We start from the raw sequence: 25,679 nt of genomic DNA on the forward strand, positions 1-25,679 counted from the left end.
TGGCACTGCTACCGGCCAGACCGCGGATTTCCTCGCCGGTACGCGCCGCGACGCCATGGGCCTCGCCCACCAGCGGCTGCAGCTTGGCCAGGAAGCGATCGACCGCGCCACCCAGCGCCTGGATCTCATCACCCTGCCCCAGTTGCAGGCGGCGGGTGAGATCACCTTCTCCGGCTGCCAGATCGTTCAGCGCCCGCTGCAGCACGCCGATCCGCCGCAGCACCCGGCGCCCCAGCACCAGCGCCACGGCCACGACCATCACCACGCCGACCCCGATCAACCCCAGGGCGATCTGCCAGCGCAGCGCGCCCGCCAGGGTGGCGACCGTTTCACCGGCATTGCGACTCATGGCCAGGGCAGCCTGGCGCGTGCCTTCCAGGCGCGTCGCCAGGGTCGCCGCACTGCCCTTGGCCGCGGCCGTCACGCTGCTGGAGACCAGACCGCCGGCATCGTCGATCAGGGTCTTGAAGCTCTTGTCCAGGGCCGCGCCGGTGCGCTCGATGGTCTGGGTGGAAAAGCCCACCACCACCTTGCCGATCTCGACGCCATTGGGACTGATGGAAGCCTCCACGCGATAGACCGAAGGATCCCGCGTCGCGGCATCCAGCACCTTGGCCAGGGCGCCCTCGCCCTGGCCCACGGCGAGCAGGCGGGCCACGCGCTCGTCCTGGCGATTGAGATAGCGGGTCAGATTCTGGCCCTGGGCGTCCTGGAAGACCACGAAGAGCACCTCGGGATTGCCTTGCGCCCGCCGCGCCAGGTCGGACAGGGCCGGCACATCGGCGTCCCACATCGCCTTGGGCGCGACGCCCGCAAGCAGCTCGGCCAGATTCTGCGCATTGCTCTTGAGGGTAGCGGCCAGGGTCTCACCCACCTGCTGCCGCTCGCGCGCCAGGCGCTGCGCAAGCCCCTCGGCCAGCCGCGCACGGGTCTGCCCCGCCAGTTCGGCAAGACTGCCATCCACCTCGCCCCCGGCCTGGCGCAGGGTGTCGGCGAGCTGCTCGGACTCGCCGGACAGGCGGGTGGCCAGGCCTGACTGCAGCCCCTTCACCGCATCCTGGGTCAGCCACAGCGCCAGGGCTACCTGGAGCATGACCGCGAGCAAAAGACTGATGAATACCGGCAGCAACAGGCGACTGCGCAGCAGCGACAAGAGAAACGACATGGAGGTCTCCAGCGACAAGGGACATTTACAGGCTGTCGGCCAGCTCGAGGGGAGCTGGAGGCTCAGCGGTAAATAGTCATAGCAATATGCTGGCCATTTCGGACCAGCGGCCGTCCCCGGCCTACCAGCGTCTCTCGCCCGCCAGAAATGGAAAAGCCCCGCGGGGCGGGGCTTTTCCGGCTGCATCCTTTTAGCGCATCAGGCGAAAGGATGGCGCAGCACGATGGTTTCCTTGCGATCCGGACCGGTCGAGACGATGTCGATCGGCGCCTCGACCAGCTCGGCGATGCGGCGGATGTAAGCCTGGGCGTTGGCCGGGAGCGCCTCGAGACTCTGGGCACCCACGGTGGATTCGCTCCAGCCCGGCATCTCTTCGTAGACCGGCTGCAGACCGATGTAGCTGTCGGCGTCGGTGGGCGCCTCGGTCAGCAGGTTGCCGGCGGCATCCTTGTAACCGGTGCAGATGCGCACGGTTTCCAGACCGTCGAGCACGTCTAGCTTGGTCAGGCACAGACCGGAGATGCTGTTGATCTCGATGGAGCGACGCAGGATGACGGCATCGAACCAGCCGCAACGGCGCGGACGGCCGGTCACGGAGCCGAATTCGTGGCCCTGCTTGGCCAGGTAGGCACCGGTTTCGTCGAACAGCTCGGTCGGGAAGGGACCGGAGCCGACGCGGGTGGTGTAGGCCTTGGTGATGCCGAGGATGTAGTCCAGGTACAGCGGACCCACGCCGGAACCGGTCGCCACGCCACCGGCGGTGGTGTTGGAACTGGTGACGAAGGGATAGGTGCCGTGGTCGATGTCCAGCAGGGTGCCCTGGGCGCCTTCGAACATCAGGTTCTCACCGGCCTTGCGCAGCTCGTGAAGACGGCTGACGACGTCCATGACCAGCGGCTGCATGACCTTGGCGTGTTCCATGGCCTCGTCGTAGGTCTTCTGGAAGTCCACCGGCGGCTCGTTGAAGTAGTTCTGCAGGACGAAGTTGTGGTAGTCCAGCACTTCCTTGAGCTTGACGGCGAAACGCTCGGGGTGGAACAGATCGCCGACGCGCAGACCGCGACGGGCGATCTTGTCTTCGTAGGCCGGGCCGATGCCGCGACCGGTGGTGCCGATCTTGGCTTCGCCGCGCGCCTTCTCGCGCGCCTGATCCAGGGCCACGTGATAGGGCAGGATCAGCGAGCAGGCCGAGCTGATGCGCAGGCGCTCGCGCACCGGCACGCCGCGGGCTTCCAGCTCGCCGACTTCCTTGAACAGGGCTTCCGGCGAGAGCACCACGCCATTGCCGATCAGGCACTGGGTGTCGGCGCGCAGGATGCCCGAGGGAATCAGCCGCAGGATGGTCTTCTGACCATCGATGACCAGTGTATGGCCGGCGTTGTGACCGCCTTGATAACGCACCACGGCAGCGGCCTGGTCGGTCAGCAGGTCCACGATCTTGCCCTTGCCCTCATCACCCCACTGGGTGCCCAGGACGACGACGTTCTTACCCATAACCTTATCCCCTGTCAGGAAGATTTCTGTCGGCCAGGCCGACGATGCTCACGTTCACCCGGATGCCAGATCCGGTGTTTAGGAATTCAAGGGCACCACGACCCAGGCGCCCTGCTGCTCGATCAGGCGGCGATCGCAGCCCGAGCTGTGCAGCTGGTCCGCGTCGTCATGAGCGGTGGCCTGGACCACCCGCTCGCCCGCGGCACGCAATTCGCGCACGGCCTGCCAGAGCACCGGCGCATCGCCCGCCGGCGCCCAGATGCCGCGGCGTGGCTCGTCAAGCACGGCGGTGCCCAGCTCGACGAGGGTCTTGAGATCGGTGGAAAAGCCGGTGGCCGGACGCGAACGGCCGAAGTCGGCGCCGATGTTGTCATAGCGACCGCCCTGGGCGATGGATTGACCGGTGCCCGGCACGAAAGCGGCGAAGACCACCCCGGTGTGGTAGTGATAACCGCGCAACTCGCCCAGATCGAAATACAGCGGCACGCCCGGGAAACGCCCCTTGAGCGAATCGGCCAGGGCGATCAGCTCGTCCAGTGCCTGCAGGACGCCCGCGGGCGCACCCGCCAGGCGCTGCCGCGCCTGCTCGAGCACCATGGCATCGCCACTGAGCTCCACCAGCGCCCGCAGCCAGCCGCGCTCGGCGGCGGGCAGGCCGGCGGTCAATTCGGCGATCTCGTCGACCGCCTTGCGCTGCAAGGCATCGAACAGCTGCTGCTCGCTGGCGCCAGAGACGCCGGCCGCCTGGCACAGCCCGCGATAGATGCCCACATGCCCCAGATCCATGTGGACGTCGGGCACCTGGGCCTGCTCGAGCACGTCGAGCATCAGGCTGATGACTTCCAGATCCCCTTCGCTGCCGGGCACGCCATAGAGCTCGGCGCCGACCTGGATCGGGCTGCGCGAGGTGGACAGCGCACGGGGACGGGTATGCAGCACGCTGCCGGCATAGCACAGTCGACTCGGACCGCTCTGCTTGAGGCTATGGGCTTCCATGCGCGCCACCTGGGGCGTGATGTCGGAGCGGAAGCCCATGAGGCGGCCGGAATTGGGATCGGTCACCTTGAAGGTGCGCAGTTCCAGTTCCTTGGCCGCGCCGGTGAGCAGCGATTCCAGGAATTCCAGGTGCGGGGTGATGACGAACTCGTAGCCCCAGCAATGGAACAGTTCCAGCACCCGACGCCGAGCGCCTTCGATGCGCGCCGCGTCGGGCGGCAGGATTTCCTCGATACCGTCAGGCAGCAGCCAGCGGTCTACCGTAGCCATTAGGCCTCTTCTCCATGTCATGGATCGGCACGCGGCTGCCGAGGTCGGCGCAGTGGATTCCTGGAGAATCCTGCCGCCGGATCGAGCCGCTCTGCCGTGGATTGCTACCCGGATCAGCCAGGGCGTCGCCCTTCCACGGGTTTCGTACGGACGCAAAAAAGCCGGGGATGGCCCCGGCTGATTCATGATAACACGAAAAAATCGGCGATCGGGGATGAACGACGAGCGAAGCCTAGGCGCCGTTCATCCCTGACCTCACTGCCCCGGACTCTGGAAATACTTGAAGAAATCGCTCTTCGGATCCAGCACCAGGACGTCGCTCTTGCTGGAGAAGCTGGAGCGATAGGCCTGCAGGCTGCGATAGAAGGAGAAGAACGCCGGATTCTTCGAGTAGGCCTGGGAGTACACCTGGGCCGCCTGGGCATCACCTTCACCGCGGGCCTGTTCGGCCTGGCGATAGGCTTCGGCCAGCAGCACGCGGCGCTGACGATCGGCGTCGGCACGGATGCCTTCCGCCAGTTCGCGACCCTTGGCGCGATGCTCGCGGGCTTCCCGCTCGCGCTCGGTGCTCATCCGCTCATAGACGCTGCGACTGACTTCCTTGGGCAGGTCGATGGCCTTGACGCGCACGTCCAGCACCTCGATACCCAGCTCCTGGTTGGCCATCTTGTTCAGCGCCGCGGTCAGCGAACCGACCATGGCATCCCGCTCACCGGACACCACCTCGTGCAAGGTGCGACGACCAAACTGGTCACGCAGCCCCGCCTCCAGGCGGCGCAGCAGGCGTTCGTCGGCGATCTGCTTGAGACCCGAGGTCGCGGTGTAGTAGCGATCGGCATTGAAGATGCGCCACTTGGCGTAGGCATCCACCATCACCGCTTTCTTTTCCAGGGTCAGGAAACGCTGCGTCGGGGTATCCAGGGTCTGCAGGCGGGCATCGAACTTGCGCACCCGGTTGACGTAGGGAATCTTGAAGTGCAGGCCGGGCTCCAGATTGGGCTCGACCACACGACCGAAGCGCAGCATCACCGCCCGCTCGGTCTCCTTCACCACGAACAGACTGCTCCAGGCGGCAAGGCCCAGAACGACCACGACGATCAGCGCGGCCAGCGATTTATTGCTCATCAGCGGCTCTCCCTCGTACGCGCTTCGGTGGACTGCGGCAGATTGCGAATGACCGAGGCCGCCGTATCGCTCGACGCCGCCGGGGCAGCGCCACTGCTGATCGCCGAGGTCGGTGCCGGGGCACGGTTCTGCATCAGCTTGTCGAGCGGCAGATAGAGCAGGTTCTGGCCGGCCTGACCGGTGACCATGACCTTGCTCGCCTGACCGAGCACTTCCTGCATCGTCTCGATGTACAGACGCTCGCGGGTCAGCTGCGGATTGGCCGCGTACTGGACCGCCAGCTGGCTGAAGCGCGAGGCATCACCCTGGGCCCGGGCGACGACTTCGTCGCGATAGCCGTTGGCTTCCTCGATGATGCGCTGGGCAGCACCGCGGGCCTCGGGGATCACGCCGTTGGCATAGGCTTCGGCCTGGTTCTTCTCGCGCTGCTCGTCTTCACGGGCACGGATCACGTCGTCGAAGGCTTCCTGAACTTCACGCGGCGCCGAGGCGCTCTGGATGTTCACCTGGGTCACGGTGATGCCGGTCCCGTAGGTATCGAGGAAGCGCTGCAGACGTTCGCGGACGTTGGTGGCGACCTGCTCGCGGCCGTCGGTCAGCAACTGGTCCATGGTCGAGGAGCCGGCCACGTGGCGCACGGCGCTGTCGGTCGCCTGCTGCAGGCTGACCTCGGGCTGGTCGACGTTGAGGACGAAGTCCTTGAGATTGGTGATGCGGTACTGGACGGTCAGTGGCACCTCGACGATGTTCTCGTCCTGGGTCAGCATGGCGCCCTGCTTGCTGTAGGCCCGCTCACGGGTGACGTTTTCCTGGTACTTGGTCTCGAAGGGCGGGAAATAGATGTTCAGGCCGGGCCCTACCGTCTCATGGTATTTGCCCAGGCGCAGCACCACCGCCTGCTCCTGCTCGTCCACGACGTAGACGGCGTTGTACAGCCAGAGAGCGCCGACCAGCAGCACGCCCAGCAGCAGCAAACCCTTGCCACCACCCGAGCCAAAGCTGTCGCCGCCACTGCCGCCGGAGCGCTTCTTGCCGCCGACCAGGCGGTTGATGCGGTCCTGAAACTTACGCAAGGCTTCGTCGAGATCCGGCGGCCCCTTGCGTCCACCATTGCCGCCACCGTTGTTGTTGCGGCCGCCCCAGGGGTCTTGATTGTTCGAGTTGCCACCGGGCTCGTTCCAAGCCATAGCGCTCTCCCTACTGATAACGCGAAAACGCGCCGAAATGGCGCGCCGACCAATGCTACCGGATGGTCCCTGCCCGAACAAAAGCGCCGAGCGGGGGTTTATTGCAAAACATGTTGCTGGATAAAGACTTCCGGTTCTTCACCGGCCCGGCTGAGCAGTCGATTGAGTTCGGCGCGGGGTACTCGTACAGACAACAGGATGTTGCCTTCGTCATCATGATCGTCCTGGCGAACCACGCCCAGCTCGAACAGCTGAGCCCGCAGCCGGGCATGCCGCTGGGGCAGGCGCAGCACCCCGACGAAAAGATCTTCGCCGAGCAGTTCGGCCACGGCCTGACCGACCAGCTCCAGACCACGGCCTTCGCGCGCCGAGACCCAGACCCGGATCGGTCGTCCGGTTTCATCGTCACGCTGGATATGCGGCTCGACCCCGTCGAGCAGATCGAGCTTGTTGTAGACCTCCAGCATCGGCAGCTCGTCGGCACCGATTTCGTGCAGCACCGCCTCGACCTGCTCGATCTGCAGCTGGCGATCGTCCTCGTGGGCATCGATCACGTGCAGCAGCAGGTCGGAGTTGCTGGATTCCTCCAGGGTCGCCCGGAAGGCCTCCACCAACTTGTGCGGCAGATGGCGGATGAAACCCACGGTATCGGCCAGCACGATCGGCCCCAGGTCCGGCAATTCCAGACGGCGCAGGGTGGGATCGAGGGTGGCGAACAGCAGGTTGGCCGCGTAGACGCCGGATTCGGTGAGGCTGTTGAACAGGGTGGACTTGCCGGCGTTGGTGTAGCCGACCAGGGACACCGAGGGAATCTCGGCGCGCCGCCGACCACGCCGGGCCTGCTCGCGCTGGCTGCGCACCTTGTCCAGGCGCTGGCGGATCTGGCGGATGCGGATCCGCAGGAGACGACGGTCGGTTTCCAGCTGGGTTTCACCCGGGCCGCGCAGACCGATACCGCCCTTCTGGCGCTCGAGGTGAGTCCAGCCGCGCACCAGCCGGGTGCTCATGTGCTCGAGCTGGGCGAGTTCCACCTGCAGCTTGCCCTCGTGGGTACGGGCGCGCTGGGCGAAGATGTCGAGAATGAGGCCCGTGCGATCGAGGACGCGGCACTCGAAGGCTTTTTCGAGGTTGCGTTCCTGGCTGGGCGTGAGGTCATGGTTGAAGATGACCAGATCGGCGGCATGGGCATGCACCTGGTCGTGCAGCTCTTCGACCTTGCCGGTACCGATGAGATAACGCGCCGTCGGCTGGCTGCGGTTCACCGTGACGAACGCCACGGTCTCCGCACCCGCCGATCGCGCGAGTTCGAGGAACTCCTGAGGATCTTCGCGCGCCTCGGGATGCAGGCCTTCCAAATGGACCAGAATGGCCCGCTCACCACCTTCGTGACGCTCGAAGAACAACAGGGCGCTCCTCTCGTTATTTATTCGCTATCCGACTCGCTCGTCTCGGAGCTGGGCAGACGGACCGGGCGGCTCGGCACCACGGTGGAGATTGCATGCTTGTAGACCATCTGGCTGACGGTGTTCTTGAGCAGAATCACGAACTGGTCGAAGGACTCGATCTGACCCTGCAGCTTGATACCGTTGACGAGATAGATGGAAACCGGAACGCGCTCTTTACGCAGGGTGTTCAGGTAAGGGTCTTGTAGCGAATGCCCTTTTGACATCGTGTCGCTCTCCTAAGGAAATGAAAATACCGATCTGGCGACATGCCAGTTTCCGCTGCCCACCATGGACACGCGGACAAAAACGATTCAGCTGCGGGGCGATATGGTGTCACCGGCCAGGCATTTCAAGATCCGCGGCAGATTGTCACAAGCCAGGCTGTCGAAGGTGTGTGCGGCGGGCCAGCCACGCAACCAGGTCAACTGCCGCTTCGCCAACTGCCGCGTCGCCGCAACGCCACGCGCCACCATCTCTTCCTGCGTGCAACGCCCTTCCAGGAACTCCCACACCTGACGATAGCCTACGGATCGCATGGACGGCAGACCAGGATGCAGATCGGGACGTTCCCGCAAGGCTGAGACTTCGTCGATGAAGCCCTGTTCCAGCATCAGGCTGAAGCGCTCGGCGATACGCGCATGGAGCACCTCACGCCGGCCGGGCGCCAGGATCAATTGGGCCACAGTATAGGGTAATTGCGTCTGGGGCGCCCCGTTCGAATCGGCATTGGCGCGCAATTGCAGCGCGCGGTGCTCGGTCATCGACTGGCCGCTGACGCGATACACCTCGAGCGCACGCAGCAGGCGCTGGGGATCGTTGGGATGGATGCGCGCGGCCGATACCGGATCGACCTCGGCCAGTTGCCGGTGGATTTCGCCCCAGCCGGCCGTGGCCGCCAGCGCCTCGATCTCGGCCCGCACCTCGGCGTCGGCACCGGGCATGTCGGCCAGGCCTTCGAGCAGGGCCTTGAAGTAGAGCATGGTGCCACCCACCAGCAGCGGGATGCGTCCGGCCGCGGTGATCTCGGCCATGGCCGCCAGGGCATCGGCGCGAAATTCGGCGGCGGAATAGCTCTCCGCAGGGTCGCGGATGTCCACCAGCCGGTGCGGATGGGCGGCCAGCAGCTCGGCGCTGGGCTTGGCGGTGCCTATGTCCATGCCGCGATAGATGAGCGCCGAATCCACGCTGATCAGCTCGATGGGCAGCAGCCGCGCCAGCTCGAGGGCGAGATCGGTCTTGCCGGAGGCGGTCGGCCCCATGATAAAGATGGCGGGCGGCAGAGGGGCGGTCATTGCGGATTCTCGAAGGGGCGCCGCGCTGGGCGCGGCGGGCGGTCAGCGGCCGCGCAGGAAGAGTTTGTCCAGATCGTCCAGGCTGAGCTGGGCCCAGGTGGGACGACCGTGGTTGCACTGGCCGCTGCGCTCGGTGGTTTCCATGTCGCGCAGCAGGGCATTCATTTCCGGCAGGGTCAGCCGCCGGTTGGCCCGTACCGAGCCGTGGCAGGCCATGGTGCCGAGCAATTCGTTGAGGTGCGCCTGGATGCGGTCGCTGGTGCCATAGTCCAGCAGGTCGGCGAGCACGTCCTGCACCAGCCGCGCCGCCTGGGCCTGCTTGAGCAGGGCGGGGATCTGGCGGATGGCGAGGGTCTCGGGACCCAGCCGCTGCAGTTCGAAGCCGAGGCGCTCGAACCACTGACCATGCTCTTCGGCGCAGTCGGCCTCGCGCTCGCTGACGGCCAGGGACTCCGGCACCAAGAGCGGCTGGCCGCGCAGGCCTTCGCTGGCCATGGCTACCTTGAGGCGTTCGTAGGTGATGCGCTCGTGGGCGGCGTGCATGTCCACCAGGATCAGGCCCTGGGCGTTCTCGGCCAGGATGTAGATGCCCTTGAGCTGCGCCAGGGCATAGCCCAGCGGCGGCACGTCGCCCTGCTCCGCGGGCAGGGCCGCGGCCTCGGTACCCTCCGGCAGCGGTGCGAAGAAGGCCTTGTAGGCGCTCTGCACCTCGGCCACCGGCGCACCCGCATAGGGCTGCGGAGTGGGACTGTAGTGCGCGGCACCACCCGACCCGCCGCCACCGGCGAAGGGCTGGGCCGGCGGCGCAGGGCTGTCGTGCAACACGGCGGCGGCCAGGCGCATCTCGCCCTGGGGGCCGAATTCACCGGCGGCCGGACCGCTCAGCGGCGTCGGTGCGGTGGGCGCCACCACGGCGAGCTGGTCATCCGGGCGGATGTCGCCCAGTGCCCGGTGCAGGGTGCCGTAGAGAAAGTCGTGCACCTGGCGGCTGTCGCGGAAGCGCACCTCGTGTTTGGTGGGGTGGACGTTGACGTCCACCGCCGCCGGATCCACTTCCAGGAACAGCACGAAGGCCGGGTGGCGACCGTTGTAGAGGACGTCGCGATAGGCCTGGCGTACGGCATGGGCGACCAGCTTGTCGCGCACCATGCGGCCGTTGACGTAGAAGTACTGCAGATCCGCCTGGCTGCGCGAAAAGGTCGGCAGGCCGACCCAGCCCCAGAGGCGCAGGCCGTTGCGCTCGTGCTCCAGTGGCAGGGCCTGCTCGAGAAAGGCCGGACTGCAGACCGCGCCGACCCGCCGACCCTGGCTCTGGGGATCGCCCGCCGGATGCAGGGCCAGCACGCTCTTGCCGTTGTGTCTCAGATGAAAGCCGACGTCGAAGCGCGCCAGCGCCAGGCGCCGCACCACTTCCTGCAGGTGATCGAATTCGGTCTTTTCGGCGCGCAGGAACTTGCGTCGCGCCGGGGTATTGAAGAACAGGTCGCGCACCTCCACCGAGGTGCCCTGGGGATGGGCGGCGGGCTGCACCCGCGGTTGCATCTCGCGGCCTTCGGTCTCCACCTGCCAGGCCTGGTCTTCGCCGCGAAAGCGCGAGGTCAGGGTGAGGCGCGACACCGAACTGACCGACGCCAGGGCCTCACCGCGAAAGCCCAGGCTGGTGACGCTTTCCAGTTCGTCCAGGTGGTAGATCTTGCTGGTGGCATGGCGCGCCAGGGCCAGATGCAGGTCGTCCGGCGGGATGCCATGGCCGTCGTCGCGGATGCGCAGCAGCTTGACCCCGCCCTGCTCCACCTCGATATCGATGCGCCGGGCCCCGGCGTCCAGGCTGTTCTCCAGCAGCTCCTTGGCCACCGAGGCGGGTCGTTCGACCACCTCGCCGGCGGCGATCTGGTTGGACAGCCGCGGGCTGAGCAGCTGGATGCGCCGGGGTTCAGTCATTGCTGGCCGCCAGTTCGTGGGTGGGGATGGTCAATACCTGGCCGGAGCGGATGCGATTGCCGCGCAGCCCATTGGCCGCCCGCAGGGTGGAGAGATCGACGTCATAGCGACGGGCGATGAGGCTCAGGCTTTCGCCGGGCTGCACCCGGTGCTGATCGAAGCCGCGCACGCTGCCGACCTTGTCGCCCCGCTGTTCACGCTGCCAGGCCAGGTAGGTGCCGGGCGGCGGACGGTGCTGGAAGTACTGCACGATACCGGCCTGGATCTGCCGGGCGAGCAGCCCCTGGTGCGCCGGACTGGCCAGCTTGGCCGATTCGTTGGCATTGGTGATGAAGCCGGTTTCCACCAGGATCGAGGGGATGTCCGGCGACTTCAGCACCATGAAGCCGGCCTGCTCCACCCGCGTGTGCAAGAGCTTGGTGGCGCGCCCGACCTGGCTGAGGATGGTCTGGCCGACCTCCAGGCTGGAGGCCACGGTGGCGGTCATGGACAGGTCCATGAGCACCCCGGCGAGCATGGGATCCTTGTTGTCCAGGGCATCGGACACCCCGCCGACCTGGTCGGAGCGGTTTTCCGCATCGGCCAGCCAGCGCGCCGCCTCGGAGGTGGCGCCGCGCTGGGACAGGGCGAAGACGGTGACGCCCTCGGCGCTGGCACTGGGCGCCGAATCGGCGTGAATCGAAATGAACAGGTCGGCGCCCTTCTTGCGGGCGATGATCTGCCGCTGGCGCAACGGGATGAAGTAGTCGCTGGTGCGGGTCAGCTCGGCGCGAAAGCCCTTCTGCCGATTGAGATTGGCCTGCAATTGCTTGGCGATGGCCAGCACCACGTTCTTCTCGTACAACCGACCGCGACCGATGGCACCCGGGTCTTCGCCGCCGTGGCCGGGGTCGATCACCACCACCACGTCGCGCTTGCCGCTGGGGCTGGACGGCAGACGGGTCGCCGGCTGCGCCGGGGTCACCGGCGTGGCCGGCAGATTGGGCGTGACGGTGGCGGGAATGTCGCTGGTGGCGGGATCGGTGCCCTGGTCGTAGAGGTCGACCACCAGGCGATTGCCGTATTCCTTGTTGGGCGCCAGGGTAAAGCTCTTGGGCGTCAGGGCACCCTTGGTGTCCAGCACCAGGCGCACCTCGCCCGGCGAACGCTGGGCCGCGCGCAGACCGGTAATGGGGGTGTTGCGCAGCGGCTTTTCGTTCAGCCCACCGTCGAGCTGCGCGCCGGACAGGTCGATGACGATGCGATCCGGGGCACTGAGGGTGAAGACGCTGGCCTTGACCGGGCCGGTCAGATCGAACACCAGACGGGTGTTGTCGGGCGCACGCCAGACGCGCATGCCCTTGATCTGGGTGGCGGCCAGCAGCTGACTGCTGAGAATCAACAACAACAGGCCGAGTCCCGACCTGAAAAAACGCTTGCGCATGCCTGCGACCGTATAGCTGGAGAACGAGGGATCGGCGCCTAGGGCGCGAGGGCGGCGCACCAGGCCTCGCCGTGAGCGCCATGACTAGTCAGGCGCAGATCACGGCCGTCGGCGCGTGGCGTAATGGTAATGTCCAGGTCCGGCTTTGGCAAAAAGCCCTGACCGCGCTCGGGCCATTCCACCAGGCACAAGGCCTCGGGTGTGAAGTAGTCGCGAATCCCCATGAATTCCAGTTCTTCCGGATCGGCCAGGCGATAGAGATCGAAGTGATAGACCGCGCCACTGGCCAGTTCGTAGGGCTCGACCAGGGTGAAGGTGGGACTCTTCACCGCCCCGGTGTGGCCGAGGCCACGCAGGATGCCCCGCGACAGGGTGGTCTTGCCGGCGCCCAGATCGCCGTGCAGATAGAGTACGCCACGACCGCCGCTGGCCTGGGCCAGGCGGGCACCCAGGGCGTACATGGCGTCTTCGTCGGCGGCGTGCAGGGTCAGTTCAGGCATGGCTGGAGTTCCTCGAGCAACTGGCGGGCGACCGGGGGCAGATCGCTGGCGGCGAGACCGCGGCCCTGGCGACCCAGCTCGGCGCCGGCGCGGCCGTGCAGCCAGGCGCCCAGGCAGGCGGCCTCGAAGGGGGCCAGCCCCTGCCCCAGCAGGGCGGCGATGATACCGGTGAGGATGTCCCCCAGGCCACCGGTAGCCATCGCCGGATGACCTTCGCCGCACAGTGCCATGCGACCGTCCGGATGGGCGATCAGGGTACCGAAGCCCTTGAGCAGCGCCACGCCGCCATAGCGCCGCGCCAGTTCGCGGGCGCTGCCGGGACGATCGGCCTCGATGTCCTTGATCGAGACCTCCAGCAGCCGCGCCGCCTCGCCCGGATGGGGCGTCATCACCCAGGGCCCGCGCGGCGCCTGGACCACCCCGGCGGCCAGCAGGTTGAGGGCATCGGCGTCCCAGACCTGGGCCGCGTCCAGCGTCGCGGCGGCACTGGCCAGGGCCTTGCCCCAGGCGCCCTGCCCCAGGCCCGGCCCGACGGCGAGCACATCGGCCTTGTTGGCCAGTTCCAGCACGGCGAAACTGGAATGCACCCCGGCGACCATGACCTCCGGCCGCCGCGCCAGCGCCGCGGTGACATTGGAGGGCCGGGTCGCCAGGCTGAGCATGCCGGCGCCGCAACGCAGCGCCGCCTCGCTGGTCATGATGGCTGCGCCACCGGTGCCTTCGTCGCCGCCGATCACCAGCAGATGGCCGTACTGCCCCTTGTGCGCATTGAGCGGGCGCCTGGCCAGCCGCGGCAGGTTGCCGGGCGCCAGGCGCTGGGCGGTGGCGTGGGCGGGATTCTGCGGTTCCTCCATCAGCGGCTCGAACACCAGACTGCCGACATGGTCAGGCCCCTTGCCGGTGAACAGGCCGAGCTTGAGGCCGATGAAGGTGATGGTCAGATCGGCGCGCACCAGAGGGCCCGCCGCGGCGCCGGTGTCGGCATCCAGTCCGGAAGGGAGGTCGATGGCCACCACCGGCAATTCGCTGGCGTTGATCCGTTCGATGGCCGCGGCATAGGGCTCGCGCGCCGCGCCCTTGAGGCCGGTGCCCAGCAGGGCGTCGACCACCAGACCCTCCAGCGGGGCATCCGCGCGCCAGGGCTGGATGTCCACGCCGGCGGCCAGGGCCTCGGCATGGGCCAGGGCGGCATCCCCCTGGAGTCCGGTCGGATCGGCCAGGTGCCAGACCCGTGCCTGCCAGCCGGCCTTGCGCGCCAGCGCCGCGACCAGATAGCCGTCGCCGGCATTGTTGCCACCGCCGGCCAGCACGCAGAGGGCACCGGCATGGGGCCAGCCGTGGCGCAACGAGCGCCAGGCCGCGGCCGCCGCGCGTCTCATCAACTCGAGGCCGGGCAGACCGCCGGCGATCAGTTGGGCGTCGAGATCCCGCACCTGCTGGGCGCTGTAGAGCTGGAACGGCAGTTCGTCGTGCATGCTGGGAAAGCCTCCGGAGTCTGGCAAAATAGGCGGCCCTCCTGCCTGTGCGTTCCCATCGATGTCCGCTGTCGCTCTCGATCTCGCCGCCCTGGCCGACCTCATCAAGACCTGGGGTCGGGAATTGGGCTTTCAGCAGACCGGCATCGCCGGGCTGGATCTGGCACGTCACGAGGAACATCTGGAGCGCTGGCTGGCCGCCGGTTTCCACGGCGAGATGGACTATATGGCCGCGCACGGCAGCAAACGTTCGCGACCGGCCGAACTGGTCCCGGGAACCCTGAGGGTGATTTCCCTGCGCATGGATTACCTGCCCGGCGACACCCGCATGAGCGAACGCCTGGCCGACGGCGCGGCAGCCTATGTTTCGCGCTACGCCTTGGGCCGCGACTATCACAAGCTGATCCGCAAGCGCCTGCAGCATCTGGCCGAACGCATCCAGGGCGAGATCGGCCCCTTCGGCTATCGCGCCTTCGTCGACAGTGCGCCGGTGCTGGAGAAGGCCATCGCCGAACAGGCCGGCCTGGGCTGGATCGGCAAGAACACCCTGGTGCTCAATCGCAAGGCCGGCAGCTGGTTCTTTCTCGGCGAACTCTTCGTCGACGTGCCGCTGCCGGTGGACGAACCCACCCCGCGTGACCACTGCGGCACCTGCCGCGCCTGCCTGGACATCTGCCCGACCCGGGCCTTCGTCGGCCCCTATCAGCTCGACGCCCGGCGCTGCATTTCCTACCTGACCATCGAGTTCAAGGGCAGCATTCCGCCGGAGCTGCGCCCCTTGATCGGCAACCGGGTCTTTGGCTGCGACGACTGCCAGCTGGTCTGCCCCTGGAACCGCTTCGCCAAGCCCACCGCCGAAGGCGATTTCCAGCCACGCCACAGTCTGGACAGCGCCAGTCTGGCCGAACTCTTTCGCTGGACCGAAGCCGAATTCCTCAGCCGCACCGAAGGCTCGCCGCTACGCCGCGCCGGCTACGAGCGCTGGCTGCGCAACCTGGCCGTGGGCCTGGGCAACGCCCCGACCAGCATCCCGGTGGTGGAAGCCCTGAAGCTGCAGCGCGAACACCCCTCCCCCCTGGTGCGCGAGCACGTGGAATGGGCGCTGCAGCGACACGCGGCCAGCTAGGCGCTCAGGGCCCTACCGTAGTGTAGGGGATGGGTGCCCACCAGCTGCCGTAGGGGACGCCGTACTTGTCGACATAGCGCTTGACCACCGGCGACAGCGGCCGGTACTTGCCGTTGGATTTGCCGCCATAGGGCCCCTTCGGCTCAATCTCGGCCTGGAGGGTCAGGACCTCGATGGGGTCGAGGCAGGGGCCCATGATCCAGACCTTGACCACCCCGCCGGGCGCCAGGCCGATGGTGAGGTCCTTGCGATAATCCGAAGTGCGACCACTGACCGGACACTCGGCTGGCAGGCGTTCGAGCATTTTTGCCCGCGCCCAGGCGGGAATGGCGAATACCGCCTGATAGGTTTGGGGCTCAACCATTGACTGCCAGCGCAGCGCTACCATATAGGGCAGATCTAGCCCGGTCATGTAGAGGCCTTTGCCCGACCCGATTCTCCTAGGCCAGCCCTTGGCAGTCGCTGACAGACTCGCGGGCTGTCCCATGGCAACCACGCCACCCATGGCATTAGGAAAAAAGCTGCCATCGATGTCACTGACATTGGCCAACTCCAACCAGACCTCCATGTAATTGGGTGCTAGAAAACCCAGGTACCAAGCGTCGTAAGGAAGCTTAGGCTTTGGCACGGCGCTGGATTGGCAGCCAGCGAGGCCGAGCGCGAGAACAAGGCACAGCAGCCAGCGATTCATTCGGGATAACCTGCCTGGGGACGGTTGGGATAGACGTTGCGTTTACCAGCGGCCGTAGGGGCGTTGACGAAGAAGATGCCCAGGTTGCTAAGGTCTTTACCCAATAGCGCGTTCCAGTGAGCGGAAAGATGTACATAGCGACCGAACAGCAGGCGAGCCTCAGCTTGGTCGATATGCAGCGGAACACCCTGGACGTTGGCTTGCAGCTTGGTAGCAATCTCCTTCAACTCATCGGGCAGGCGTAATTCAGGATCAGCTTCATCGATGGCCGCCAGGAGCACTCCGTTGGCAACGGCGAGGCGATGCATCACACGCAAGTAGACCAAGGACAGCTCACCGCGCACCTGACGTTCCAGGCGGATCGCGGCGATAACCTCGGTTTCCGGCATCTCGCCGCGGGTACGTGGCAAGTTGTTGCGCCAGGTATCGATTGCCAAGGTGGTGGAGCCTGGGTCGTACCAGGGCTCTCGTTGCAACTGCGCCAGCTCCCGCTGGGCTTGGCGATAGCTCCAGGCCGCCTGGCTGTCGGTGCCATAGCGCTCTCGCGAGGCGCGTGGTCGCGTCAACAGCAGGCGCTCGGTCATCTCGGGCGCATAGCCTCCACCTAAGTCGGCATGAGCACCCGGCAGGGCAATTTCTTGATGCTGGGGCGCAACACTGGTAAGGGCGAAGTTACGCCGGTGCTCGTCACGTGCGACCAGGTGCACCACCTTGTCGGCACATCCTGCCGGCAGATAGAGGTTGACGCCAGGGTTGGCGATATTGGTCGGGGTAAAGTCGCCACGCCTGGGGTCCGCTATCGCCGTTACGGTATCGAATAGTCCGATGAAGTTGAGCCTGACCTTGGCGCTCTGCCACGAAAAGCACCTGGCTAAACCCGCCGCAGCAATACCGCCGCCCGCCTTGAGCACCTCGTTTGCGAAGTGGCGTGCAGCCGCGGCACCCCGGCTAAAGCCAAAAATATCGAATTTGATGGCTTCAACGACGACATTGGGATTGATGCGCTTGAATTGATCGTAGCGCTCACCGAACGCGACTGGAAACGTCTGAACACATCCCAGCACACCACTGGCACCCAAGCCCGTTCCCATGGACAAGGCGCTATCAGGTTGTCCGGCCCGAGTGCCGATACCTTCGATATAGACCGGAATAGCCGCTGACTTTTCGTCCTGCTCGACGGCACGCTGAGTATCGTCTTGATAGAGCCGATACAACCGCACGATGTTCGTATCGGCATTGGCATAACTGCTGTCCGGATTGCCCATGAACGCCTGGCAGTGCCGAGCGATGCTCTCGGCTTGATTGGTATCAAACCCCTGCTCTTCCGCCCGGCAGGCGGCGCCGGTGGCGGCGTTGAAGAGGTTGTTGCCGGTACCGTCGAAGAAGACGCCGATGCGCAGGGTGATGCGCTGTTCCAGCGGGCGCTCCGCCTGTTCGGCGACTTCATCCCTGGCGACGGGCGCGCTGTCCGGGCGCTTGGCCGGTCCCTCGCTGCCCTGTCGCTCCCGGTCGCGCAGCGCCGAAGGCTTGCCCTGCCCCGGTGCCAGGCCGGTAGTGCCTGCATGGCTTGCACAGGCGCCCTTGGCCGCGCCGCCTGCGTCCAGGCCGATGATGACGGTGCCGGAACCACCGATCACCACGCCGCCATGGCTGGTGAGGCTGCCGAGCACCGCCGCAGGCCGGCCGTTGATCAGGACGTTGGGGATGACCGCGGCGCTAAGGGCCGCGCCACAGCCGCAGGCATGGCCGAGGGTCGCGGCGGGCAGGCCATCGAAGGTGACATCGGCGGAGCCCTGGACCAGAGCAGTGGAACCACATTTGGGGCAGGCGACGGCGTCGCCCAGGCGAGCAGCGGGCTTTCCAGACATGACCGATCTCCCTATCGGTAACTGGGGCCTGAAAAATGCCGCACAAAAGGCTCTAGGACAAGCCTTTCAGCGCGATACCGCGCAAATCGTCATGGCCTTAGCCGCGGGGATCGTCCGGATAGGTGAAGGTCGGCATCTGCCAGTTGAATCTCAGCGCCAGCAGGCGCAGCAGCAGCCCCGCGGCCAGGGTGATGAGCAGTGCCTGCTCTTCGCCGAGCCACGGGCGGCAGAGCAGGTAGCAGCCGGCGGAGAGTACCGCCACGCTGGCATAGAGCTCGCGCCTGAGGATCAGGGGTACGTCGTTGCAGAGGATGTCGCGCAGGATGCCGCCGCAGGTGCCGGTCAGGGTGCCGCTGACGATGACGATGGCCGGACTCAGGCCCATTTCCAGGGCCACCTGGCAGCCGATCACGGTAAAGGCCACCAGGCCCAGGGCGTCGAGCACCAGGAACAACCGGCGCAGATAGCGCATGACCCGCGCGATGGCCACGGTGGCGAGGCCCGCGCCGACGGTGAGCGCGAGGTACTCCGGGTGCTTTACCCAGCCTAGCGGATAGTGCCCCAGCAGCACATCACGCACCGAGCCGCCGCCGAGGGCGGTGACGCTGGCGATCAGCGCCACGCCGAACAGGTCCATGCCGCGGCGCCCCGCGGACAGGGCGCCGGTCATGGCTTCGGCGGTGATGGCGACCAGGTAGAGGATGGACAGCAGCACGGACGGGTGGCCGTCAGACCTTGATGAAGTGCTCGCGGTAGTGACGCAGCTCGGCGATGGAATCGCGGATGTCGTCCAGCGCCAGGTGGCTGCCGCTCTTCTTCACGCCGTCACGCACATGGGGCGCCCAGCGCGCGGCCAGTTCCTTGAGGGTGGAGACGTCCAGGTTGCGGTAGTGGAAGTAGGCTTCCAGCTCCGGCATGCGGCGATAGAGAAAGCGCCGATCCTGGCAGATGCTGTTGCCGCAGATCGGCGACTTGCCCTTGGGCACCCATTGACGCAGGAAGTCCAGGGTCAGGGCCTCGGCCTGGGCGGTGTCGACGGTGCTCTCGCGCACCCGCTGGGTCAGGCCCGAGCCGCCGTGCTGACGGGTATTCCACTCGTCCATGCCGGCCAGGATCTCGTCCGACTGGTGGATGGCCAGTACCGGGCCCTCGGCCAGCACATTGAGATCGCTGTCGGTGACGATGGTGGCCATCTCGATGATCACGTCCCGATCCGGATCCAGGCCGGTCATTTCCAGGTCGATCCAGATCAGGTGCTGAGGATTGGGGGCGGTCATGGTGAACTCCTTGATGATGGCACCAGTGTAGCAGCGCGCCTGCCGCGCACCTAACGGTGCCAGAGCAGCAGCCGGCTGCCGCGCAGGTCCCCTACCTCCAGCACCCGATCCGCGGGCTGGCCGGGAATCTCGAAGGTGTTGCTGATCAGCCAGCTGCCGGCGCGCTGCTCCGTGCGGGCCTTGTCGCCCAGGCGTGGCATGGGCGCCGGCGAGAGAAAGCAGTAGACGACGTCGAACTCGCCCAGCTCCACCCGCCAGAGATCGCGATAGCGCACCTGGCAATTGCGTCGCGGCAGGCAGCGCAGCCAGGCCAGGGCGAAGCTCAGCGGCGCCGTCTCCACGCCGACGAAGGTGGCCTGCGGAAAGCGCCGGGACAGATCGACCAGGGTATCGCCCAGGCCGCAGCCCAGGTCGACGAAGCGAAAGGTCGGCTCGCGCTCGGCGAGCAGTTCGGCCAGTCGTTCGCGGGTCTGGCGGCCGGTGAGATAGAGCGGTACCCGCTCGCGCAGGCTGTTCCAGTTCAGCAGCAGGAGCAGCAGGAAGCCGAGCGCGGCGATGCCCGCCGAGAGCCCGCGACCGCTGACCAGATAGAGCGCCGGGGCGAACAGCAGATTGATGAAGACCCACCAGCGGGCGAGTCCCAGCAACTCGCCCAGCAGGGCCGCCAGTACCGCCTGCAGGCAGACCAGCGCCAGCAGCGAGGGGCGCTGGCCGGCGAAGCTGGCCCACAGGCGGATGCCGACGACGGCGACCACCAGGGCGGCCAGTTGCACCAGCACGGCCAGCAACAGCGGATAGCGCGAGGCGAGATGGGCCAGCATGGGGGCTCCGAAGCGACGAGGTCCGCCAAGTTTAGGTAATCCGCGAGAGGCGGCCAATGCTAGACTCAGCGGTCCTGAAACCCGCGGACATCCCATGGCCAAACGCCACCTGACCCGTCGCCAGAGCTGGCGGATCGAAAAAATCCAGACCGAACGCGCCGCTCGCGCGGAAAAGCGCGAATCCAAGCTGATCGACGAACTCGAAGGCGGCGATCTGGGACCGGAGCAACAGGGCCTGGTGATCGCCCACTTCGGCGTTCAGGTGGAGGTCGAGGATGACGAAGGCCAGCTGCAGCGCTGTCACCTGCGCGCCAACCTGCCGACCCTGGTCACCGGCGACCGGGTGGTGTTTCGCGCCAGCCTCCAGGGCAATGGCGTCATCGTCGCCCAGCTGCCGCGCCGCTCGGAAATCTGCCGGCCGGACATGCGCGGCCTGCTCAAGCCGGTGGCGGCCAACGTCGACCGCCTGGTGATCGTCTTCGCCCCGCTGCCCACGCCCCACGCCAACCTCATCGACCGCTACCTGGTGGCCGCCGAGCACGCCGGCATCCAGCCGCTGCTGCTGCTCAACAAGGCCGACCTGATCGACGAGCACAACGGCCCGGCGCTGGACGACCTGCTGGGCATCTACCGCGAACTGGACTATCCGCTGCTGGAGGTCTCGGCCCACAATGGCCTGAGCATGGACCAGCTCAAGAGCGCCCTGGACGAGCACGTCAGTGTCTTCGTCGGTCAGTCCGGGGTGGGCAAGTCGTCGCTGGTGAATGCCCTGCTGCCGGGCGTCGATACCCGCGTCGGCCCGCTGTCCGAGCTGACCAACAAGGGCACCCACACCACTACCACCGCCCGGCTCTTCCACTTTCCCGACGGCGGCGACCTGATCGACTCGCCCGGTATCCGCGAATTCGGCCTCAGTCACGTCAGCCGTGATGATGTCGAAGCCGGCTTCAAGGAATTCGGCGACTACCTGGGCCACTGCCGTTTCCGCGACTGCAAGCACGAGCGGGAGCCCGGTTGCGCCCTGCTCGCTGCCTTGGAGCGCGGCGACATCCATCCGCAGCGGATGGCCAGTTACCGGCATATCCTGGCTAGCCTCGAAGGCGAGTCGCACTACTAGGCAAAACGCCGGGCAAGCCCGGCGTTTTGCTCTATCAGTCGACGACCATCAGCCAAAGACGCGGAAGCGCTCGGCGTCGTCCATGAAGCCCTTCTCGGGGAAGTCGCCTTCGTTGGAGCCGAAGGGCATCTGGGCGCGCAGGTGCCAGGTCTCCGGCAGCTTCCACTCGGCGGCGGCCAGGGCGTCGGGCAGCGGATTGTAGTGCTGCAGGCTGGCGCCGATACCGGCATTGGCCAGGGCCGTCCACACCGAGAACTGGGCGATACCGCTGGCCTGCTCCGACCAGATCGGGAAGTTGTCGGCGTAGGCCGGATACTTGTCCTGCAGGCCGGCGACCACATGCCGATCCTCGTAGAACAGCACGGTGCCGGCGCCGGCCGCGAAGCTGTTGATCTTGCCTTCGGTGGCGGCGAAGGCGTCGGCCGGCACGATCTGCCGCAGCGCCTGCATGACGAAGCCCCAGAACTTGTCGCTCTCGGCGCCGAACAGGATCACCGCGCGCGAACTCTGCGAATTGAAGGCGGAGGGCGACAGCTCGACGGCCTCCTGGATCAGCGCGGTGACCTGGTCCTGGGCCAGCGGCAGATTCTTGCCCAGCGCGTACTGGCTGCGGCGGCGCTTGATGGTGTCGATAAAGGCGTTGCTCATCGGAAGGCTCCTGCAAGGGAATCGGAGATCGGGAGACCGCGCACGAGGGCGCAAGGTGCCCGATCCGTCATGAAACCCCTGCAGCTTAACCAGCCGTCTTCACGTCAACGGACGAAAAAACCGAACGCTAGCAGCGAATTTTCCTATCTATCAGCGCGACCGTTCAGGGCTTGCTCTGGATGACACCCGCATCGAAGGCATTGATCTGCTGCTTGAAGGCCGCGTTGTTGATGGGTTGCGCCAGGTTGCCGGTGGCGGATACGCCTCCACTGGAGACCCCGCCGCGATTGGCCCCGGGCGTACCCGGGGCCGGCGTCGCGGAGGAGCCCTTGTTACCGTTGCGACCCTCGATGGCCTGCTGGGCCTTCTTGGTCAGCACGATGATGTCGATGCGGCGGTTGACCGGGTTGAGCGGGTGGTCACGGTCGAAGGGAGCCGAAGCCGCATAACCGACGATCCGTGCCACCTGCTCGTCCGGATAACCACCGGCCTCCAGGGCGCGCCGCGCCGAATTGGCCCGGCCGGCGGACAGTTCCCAGTTGCTGAAGTCGCCCTTGCCGGCGTAGCGCGCCGCATCGGTATGGCCACTGATGCTGATCTTGTTCGGCACCTGGCGAATGGTGTCGGCCATGGCCAGCAGGATGTCCTCGAAATAGGACTTCAGCCGCGGACTGCCCGAATCGAACATCGAGCGATTGTCGGCATCGACGATCTGGATGCGCAGGCCATCCTGGGTGATCTCCATCAGGATCTGGTCCTTGAACTTCTGTAGCTCCGGATTCTCGTTGATCTTGTTCTGTAACTCCTGCAACAGCAGCTCCAGGCGCTGCTTCTCGACCTGCTCGGCGATCTTTTCCGCCTGGCTCGGATCCATCTTCGCCTGGCTGGCATCCTTCTGCTGCTGGGCGGCGTCGTTGGGCTGACGCTTGTCGGACGGATCGGGCGCCTGGGTGGGGTCGGGGGTGACGCGGTTGGAATCGTTGGGGTCGGCGCGCTCCTGCATGTCCGGGTTGACCTTGTTCTGGGTCGAATCCGGCTGGGCCTGGATCTCGGGATTCAGGGTGCGGTCGGGCGCCGGCGTCGGCGTACCGCCCAGGTCGATGACATAGGGGCTGGCACTTTCGGTGAAGCCGATCGGATCCTGGAAGTAGCCGGCGATGGCCTTCTTCTGTTCCGGGGTGGCCGAGGACATCAGCCAGAGCACCAGGAAGAACGCCATCATGGCGGTGGCGAAGTCGGCGAAGGCGATCTTCCAGGCGCCGCCGTGGTGGCCGGCGGCGCTCTTCTTGACGCGCTTGACGATGATCGGCTGGTTGTTGTCCATCAGCTGCCCCGCATCGCCTGCTCGAGTTCACTGAAGGACGGCCGGTGCGCCGGGAACAGCACCTTGCGACCGAATTCCACGGCGACGGTGGGCGGCATGCCGCTGGCAGCGGCGACCAGGCAGGCCTTGATGGCCTCCAGCACATTGAGTTCTTCCTTGGCGTCGTGCTCCAGGCAGGTCGCCAGCGGACCGAAGAAGCCGTAGGCCGCGAGAATACCGAGGAAGGTCCCCACCAGAGCCGCGCCCACGTGGCCACCGATGGCCGCCTGGTCGCCCTCGCCGAGCATGCCCATGGTGATCACGATGCCCAGTACCGCGGCGACGATGCCGAAGCCGGGCAGGCCGTCGGCGACCCGCGATACCGCGTGGGACGGATGCTCCAGCTCTTCCTTGATGCCGGCCAGTTCCATGTCGAACAGGCCTTCCAGCTCGTGGGGGGCCATGTTGCCGGAGGACATCAGTCGCAGGTAGTCGGCGACGTAGGCGGTCATCCGCTCATCCTTGAGGATGTTCGGGTACTTGCTGAAGATCGGACTGGCCTTGGGGTCCTCGACGTCCGCCTCGATGGACATCATGCCCTCGCGCCGGCTCTTGTTGAGGATCTCGTAGAGCAGCTTCAGCACGTCCAGGTAGAAGGCGTGGGTGAAGCGATTGCCAAACATCTTCAGCGACTTCTTGAACACCTGCATGAAGGTGCTGCCCGGGTTGGCCTGCAGGAAGGCCCCCAGGGCGGCACCGCCGATGATCAGGACCTCGAGCGGCTGGATGATCGCAGCGATCTTGCCATGCGCGAGGATGTAGCCGCCGAGGACAGCCGCGAATATCACGATGATGCCGATGATTTTTGCCATGGTTGGGAATACTGTGTGCTAAGGAAAATTGAGCCGGGGAATCACCCTCACGCCCCCTTTATCGGACCCGGCGCCCCGGACTGAAGGCCTTTCATCAAATTTCAAGGCGACCGTCGTATGTCCAGCCGCCCGAACACCGTCGAAGACTGGGTCAAACACCTGGAAGGCGTGCGCCTGCCGGTGGCCACCGCCACCGCGGAGCGTCTGCGCCGCGCCCTGGCCGATGGCCGTCTGGCGTTGCATGAGATCGCCGAACGGCTCTGCGAGTCCCCCCCCCTGGCGCTGGCCCTGCTGCGCGAGGCCAATCGCGGCCATGCCAGCCTCGGCGATCCGGCCGCCAGTCTGGAAGCCGTGCTCGGCCGTGTCGGGCTCGGCCCGGCGGAGTACCTGATCGCCCGCCAGCCGACTCTGCCGGAGGAACGCCTGCCGCGTCCGCTGCGGCAGCTGTGCCTGGTCAGCCAGCACGCCATGACCCTGGGGCTGGGCCTGTTCGGCGTGCCCCTGGCGCGACTGTGGCCGGACATCCGTCTGGCCGCCCTGCTCTTTCTGGCGCCGCTCTGGCCGCTGGCGACCCGCTATCCGGAACTCTTCGAGGAATGGGAACGCCGGGTGCTGGGCGAAGGCGAACCGGCGATAAAGGTCGAGCGCGAGCTGCTCGGCGTGCCGGCGATCCGCCTGTGCCAGGCGCTGGCCCGCCACTGGCAGCTGCCCGAGTGGATCGTCGAAGGCTATCGGCTGCTGGACCAGGATCGCCGGCAACTGGTCAGGGCGCTGCACATCGCCCATGGCGACGATCCCCTCGAACAGCAGCAGCGCCTCGACGACGACCCCAATCTGCGGCGCTGGCTGACCCACCCCGGCAACACCATCCTCCTGGCCAATGGCCTGGCGCTGGCCAGCCACCATGCCTGGGACGGTCCCCACACCCTGCGCTGGCAACGCTTCAGCGCCCTCTACCTGCAACTGCCGCTGGCGCGGGTACAGAGTCGCAGCCACGAACTGGCGGTGCAGGATGCCCAGCGCCATGCCCGGCCCGGCCTCTGGCACCCGGCCGAAGGCCTGGTCTGGCCGCCGGGCGAACGGCGCCTCAAGCCGGTGCCCCGGATCCAGGTCGCCAGCGAGAGTCAGGCGCAGCGCTGGCGCGGCCTCTGCGAACAGCTGCTGCACACGCCCAGCGCCTTCGCCACCCTGCCCCAGCTGTTCGATTGCGCCCGCCAGGCGCTGGTGGCCTGCGGCCTGCCGCGGCTGCTGCTGCTGACCCCGGATCGCAACGGCCAGAAGGGCAATGTCCAGCTGCACCATGGCCTGGACGACGCCCCCGGCCTGCAACTGGACATCGCCAGCCATCCGCTGCTGGCCAAGCTGTTCGGCAGCCCCGGCCAGTTGCGCATCGATGACGGCAACCGCGCGCGTTTCGCGCCGCACCTGCCCGCCGATCTGCGCCGGCTGTTCAGCAACGAACGGCTCTGGCTGCGCAGTCTGGGCTTTGGCGAGCGGGTGGTGCTGCTGGCGATCCTGGACAGCGAACTGCAGCCGGCGGATCCCCGTCGGACCGCGGCGCTGGACAAGACCTTCACCTGCATCGAGCGCGCCATCGGCACCTTCGCCAATCGTCCGCGGGTACGACCGACCTGACGCTGGCC

At 66.6% G+C, this 25,679-nt stretch carries 22 protein-coding genes and 1 pseudogene; 3 read left to right on the forward strand and 20 right to left on the reverse strand.

All coding sequences use genetic code 11. The features are described from left to right. Positions 1-88: 88 nt before the first annotated feature. The 12 genes and pseudogenes from PSEK12I1_RS25260 to PSEK12I1_RS0106820 form a co-directional block, all read right to left on the reverse strand. Positions 89-1,351, reverse strand: a pseudogene (locus tag PSEK12I1_RS25260) (HAMP domain-containing protein); the annotation flags it as partial. Positions 1,352-1,363: 12 nt separating this feature from the next. Beyond that, positions 1,364-2,659 (reverse strand): adenylosuccinate synthase, encoded by a 1,296-nt coding sequence (locus PSEK12I1_RS0106770; RefSeq protein ID WP_027601077.1) that lies wholly within the window; start codon positions 2,657-2,659, stop codon positions 1,364-1,366. Positions 2,660-2,737: 78 nt separating this feature from the next. Further along, complete coding sequence (locus tag PSEK12I1_RS0106775) at positions 2,738-3,925, reverse strand: ATP phosphoribosyltransferase regulatory subunit (protein WP_027601078.1); 1,188 nt, start codon at positions 3,923-3,925, stop codon at positions 2,738-2,740. Positions 3,926-4,180: 255 nt separating this feature from the next. Next, on the reverse strand, positions 4,181-5,050 hold the full coding sequence (hflC, locus tag PSEK12I1_RS0106780; protein WP_007161153.1) for a protease modulator HflC: 870 nt from the start codon (positions 5,048-5,050) through the stop codon (positions 4,181-4,183). Then, positions 5,050-6,237 carry an FtsH protease activity modulator HflK gene (hflK, locus tag PSEK12I1_RS0106785; RefSeq protein WP_007161154.1) on the reverse strand — a complete coding sequence of 396 codons (1,188 nt, stop codon included), beginning with the start codon at positions 6,235-6,237 and terminating at the stop codon, positions 5,050-5,052. The genes hflC and hflK overlap by 1 nt, the downstream gene beginning before the upstream one ends. 98 nt (positions 6,238-6,335) lie before the next feature. Beyond that, positions 6,336-7,640 (reverse strand): ribosome rescue GTPase HflX, encoded by a 1,305-nt coding sequence (gene hflX / locus PSEK12I1_RS0106790; protein WP_007161155.1) that lies wholly within the window; start codon positions 7,638-7,640, stop codon positions 6,336-6,338. Between the two features lie 20 nt (positions 7,641-7,660). After that, a complete protein-coding gene (hfq, locus tag PSEK12I1_RS0106795) occupies positions 7,661-7,906 on the reverse strand; it encodes an RNA chaperone Hfq (protein ID WP_007161156.1) in 246 nt (81 codons plus the stop codon). An 87-nt stretch (positions 7,907-7,993) separates the two neighbouring features. Continuing rightward, positions 7,994-8,974, reverse strand: a complete 981-nt coding sequence (gene miaA / locus PSEK12I1_RS0106800; RefSeq protein ID WP_027601079.1) for a tRNA (adenosine(37)-N6)-dimethylallyltransferase MiaA — start codon at positions 8,972-8,974, stop codon at positions 7,994-7,996. Between the two features lie 42 nt (positions 8,975-9,016). Then, positions 9,017-10,915, reverse strand: coding sequence for a DNA mismatch repair endonuclease MutL (gene mutL, locus PSEK12I1_RS0106805; RefSeq protein ID WP_027601080.1), 1,899 nt, complete (start codon positions 10,913-10,915; stop codon positions 9,017-9,019). Further along, positions 10,908-12,338: an N-acetylmuramoyl-L-alanine amidase gene (locus tag PSEK12I1_RS0106810; protein ID WP_027598837.1), complete on the reverse strand. Its 1,431-nt coding sequence runs from the start codon at positions 12,336-12,338 to the stop codon at positions 10,908-10,910. Before PSEK12I1_RS0106810 ends, mutL begins: the two co-directional genes overlap by 8 nt. Before the next feature lie 38 nt (positions 12,339-12,376). Beyond that, a complete protein-coding gene (tsaE, locus tag PSEK12I1_RS0106815; protein WP_007161160.1) occupies positions 12,377-12,838 on the reverse strand; it encodes a tRNA (adenosine(37)-N6)-threonylcarbamoyltransferase complex ATPase subunit type 1 TsaE in 462 nt (153 codons plus the stop codon). Beyond that, positions 12,826-14,313, reverse strand: coding sequence for a bifunctional ADP-dependent NAD(P)H-hydrate dehydratase/NAD(P)H-hydrate epimerase (locus tag PSEK12I1_RS0106820; protein ID WP_027601081.1), 1,488 nt, complete (start codon positions 14,311-14,313; stop codon positions 12,826-12,828). Before PSEK12I1_RS0106820 ends, tsaE begins: the two co-directional genes overlap by 13 nt. Positions 14,314-14,374: 61 nt before the next feature. On the opposite strand from PSEK12I1_RS0106820, the gene queG reads away from it, so the two are divergent. After that, complete coding sequence (gene queG / locus PSEK12I1_RS0106825; RefSeq protein WP_007161162.1) at positions 14,375-15,439, forward strand: tRNA epoxyqueuosine(34) reductase QueG; 1,065 nt, start codon at positions 14,375-14,377, stop codon at positions 15,437-15,439. A 4-nt stretch (positions 15,440-15,443) separates the two neighbouring features. On the opposite strand, the gene PSEK12I1_RS0106830 is transcribed toward queG, so the two are convergent. The 5 genes from PSEK12I1_RS0106830 to PSEK12I1_RS0106850 all read right to left on the reverse strand — a co-directional run bounded on the left by PSEK12I1_RS0106830 (position 15,444) and on the right by PSEK12I1_RS0106850 (position 20,096). Continuing rightward, positions 15,444-16,130, reverse strand: coding sequence for a DUF2931 family protein (locus PSEK12I1_RS0106830; protein WP_027601082.1), 687 nt, complete (start codon positions 16,128-16,130; stop codon positions 15,444-15,446). Continuing rightward, the gene (locus tag PSEK12I1_RS24280; protein ID WP_027601083.1) at positions 16,127-17,998 is read right to left on the reverse strand and encodes a PAAR domain-containing protein; all 1,872 of its coding nucleotides are present in this window, start codon (positions 17,996-17,998) and stop codon (positions 16,127-16,129) included. Before PSEK12I1_RS24280 ends, PSEK12I1_RS0106830 begins: the two co-directional genes overlap by 4 nt. A 97-nt stretch (positions 17,999-18,095) precedes the next feature. Next, complete coding sequence (locus tag PSEK12I1_RS0106840; RefSeq protein ID WP_027601084.1) at positions 18,096-18,710, reverse strand: trimeric intracellular cation channel family protein; 615 nt, start codon at positions 18,708-18,710, stop codon at positions 18,096-18,098. Between the two features lie 16 nt (positions 18,711-18,726). Next, complete coding sequence (gene orn / locus PSEK12I1_RS0106845; RefSeq protein ID WP_027598844.1) at positions 18,727-19,275, reverse strand: oligoribonuclease; 549 nt, start codon at positions 19,273-19,275, stop codon at positions 18,727-18,729. Positions 19,276-19,325: 50 nt separating this feature from the next. Further along, complete coding sequence (locus PSEK12I1_RS0106850) at positions 19,326-20,096, reverse strand: class I SAM-dependent methyltransferase (RefSeq protein ID WP_027598845.1); 771 nt, start codon at positions 20,094-20,096, stop codon at positions 19,326-19,328. 94 nt (positions 20,097-20,190) lie between these two features. Between PSEK12I1_RS0106850 and rsgA the strand changes: the two genes are divergently transcribed. Then, positions 20,191-21,213, forward strand: a complete 1,023-nt coding sequence (gene rsgA, locus PSEK12I1_RS0106855) for a small ribosomal subunit biogenesis GTPase RsgA (RefSeq protein WP_027601085.1) — start codon at positions 20,191-20,193, stop codon at positions 21,211-21,213. 48 nt (positions 21,214-21,261) lie between these two features. On the opposite strand, the gene PSEK12I1_RS0106860 is transcribed toward rsgA, so the two are convergent. The 3 genes from PSEK12I1_RS0106860 to motA form a co-directional block, all read right to left on the reverse strand. Continuing rightward, entirely contained in the window at positions 21,262-21,861 is a 600-nt protein-coding gene (locus tag PSEK12I1_RS0106860) for a nitroreductase family protein (protein WP_027601086.1), read from the reverse strand. A 163-nt stretch (positions 21,862-22,024) separates the two neighbouring features. Continuing rightward, positions 22,025-23,185 carry a flagellar motor protein MotB gene (locus PSEK12I1_RS0106865; protein ID WP_027601087.1) on the reverse strand — a complete coding sequence of 387 codons (1,161 nt, stop codon included), beginning with the start codon at positions 23,183-23,185 and terminating at the stop codon, positions 22,025-22,027. After that, positions 23,185-24,036: a flagellar motor stator protein MotA gene (gene motA, locus PSEK12I1_RS0106870; RefSeq protein WP_017642892.1), complete on the reverse strand. Its 852-nt coding sequence runs from the start codon at positions 24,034-24,036 to the stop codon at positions 23,185-23,187. The genes PSEK12I1_RS0106865 and motA overlap by 1 nt, the downstream gene beginning before the upstream one ends. 117 nt (positions 24,037-24,153) lie before the next feature. Between motA and PSEK12I1_RS0106875 the strand changes: the two genes are divergently transcribed. Beyond that, a complete protein-coding gene (locus PSEK12I1_RS0106875) occupies positions 24,154-25,671 on the forward strand; it encodes an HDOD domain-containing protein (protein WP_027601088.1) in 1,518 nt (505 codons plus the stop codon). Positions 25,672-25,679 lie beyond the last annotated feature (8 nt).

Origin of the sequence: Pseudomonas sp. MOIL14HWK12:I1, assembly GCF_000510705.1 — a bacterium.
Classification (GTDB): domain Bacteria; phylum Pseudomonadota; class Gammaproteobacteria; order Pseudomonadales; family Pseudomonadaceae; genus Chryseomonas; species Chryseomonas oryzihabitans.

Coding starts and splice junctions, on each gene's coding strand:
- PSEK12I1_RS0106875 (WP_027601088.1), top strand. CDS start 24,154: ATGTCCAGCCGCCCGAACACCGTCGAAGACTGGGTCAAACACCTGGAA.
- mutL (WP_027601080.1), bottom strand. CDS start 10,915: ATGACTGAACCCCGGCGCATCCAGCTGCTCAGCCCGCGGCTGTCCAAC.
- miaA (WP_027601079.1), bottom strand. CDS start 8,974: ATGACCGCCCCTCTGCCGCCCGCCATCTTTATCATGGGGCCGACCGCC.
- hflC (WP_007161153.1), bottom strand. CDS start 5,050: ATGAGCAATAAATCGCTGGCCGCGCTGATCGTCGTGGTCGTTCTGGGC.
- queG (WP_007161162.1), top strand. CDS start 14,375: ATGTCCGCTGTCGCTCTCGATCTCGCCGCCCTGGCCGACCTCATCAAG.
- PSEK12I1_RS24280 (WP_027601083.1), bottom strand. CDS start 17,998: ATGTCTGGAAAGCCCGCTGCTCGCCTGGGCGACGCCGTCGCCTGCCCC.
- PSEK12I1_RS0106820 (WP_027601081.1), bottom strand. CDS start 14,313: ATGCACGACGAACTGCCGTTCCAGCTCTACAGCGCCCAGCAGGTGCGG.
- PSEK12I1_RS0106850 (WP_027598845.1), bottom strand. CDS start 20,096: ATGCTGGCCCATCTCGCCTCGCGCTATCCGCTGTTGCTGGCCGTGCTG.
- orn (WP_027598844.1), bottom strand. CDS start 19,275: ATGACCGCCCCCAATCCTCAGCACCTGATCTGGATCGACCTGGAAATG.
- rsgA (WP_027601085.1), top strand. CDS start 20,191: ATGGCCAAACGCCACCTGACCCGTCGCCAGAGCTGGCGGATCGAAAAA.
- PSEK12I1_RS0106810 (WP_027598837.1), bottom strand. CDS start 12,338: ATGCGCAAGCGTTTTTTCAGGTCGGGACTCGGCCTGTTGTTGTTGATT.
- hfq (WP_007161156.1), bottom strand. CDS start 7,906: ATGTCAAAAGGGCATTCGCTACAAGACCCTTACCTGAACACCCTGCGT.
- PSEK12I1_RS0106865 (WP_027601087.1), bottom strand. CDS start 23,185: ATGGACAACAACCAGCCGATCATCGTCAAGCGCGTCAAGAAGAGCGCC.
- PSEK12I1_RS0106830 (WP_027601082.1), bottom strand. CDS start 16,130: ATGAATCGCTGGCTGCTGTGCCTTGTTCTCGCGCTCGGCCTCGCTGGC.
- PSEK12I1_RS0106775 (WP_027601078.1), bottom strand. CDS start 3,925: ATGGCTACGGTAGACCGCTGGCTGCTGCCTGACGGTATCGAGGAAATC.
- hflK (WP_007161154.1), bottom strand. CDS start 6,237: ATGGCTTGGAACGAGCCCGGTGGCAACTCGAACAATCAAGACCCCTGG.
- PSEK12I1_RS0106770 (WP_027601077.1), bottom strand. CDS start 2,659: ATGGGTAAGAACGTCGTCGTCCTGGGCACCCAGTGGGGTGATGAGGGC.
- PSEK12I1_RS0106860 (WP_027601086.1), bottom strand. CDS start 21,861: ATGAGCAACGCCTTTATCGACACCATCAAGCGCCGCCGCAGCCAGTAC.
- motA (WP_017642892.1), bottom strand. CDS start 24,036: ATGGCAAAAATCATCGGCATCATCGTGATATTCGCGGCTGTCCTCGGC.
- tsaE (WP_007161160.1), bottom strand. CDS start 12,838: ATGCCTGAACTGACCCTGCACGCCGCCGACGAAGACGCCATGTACGCC.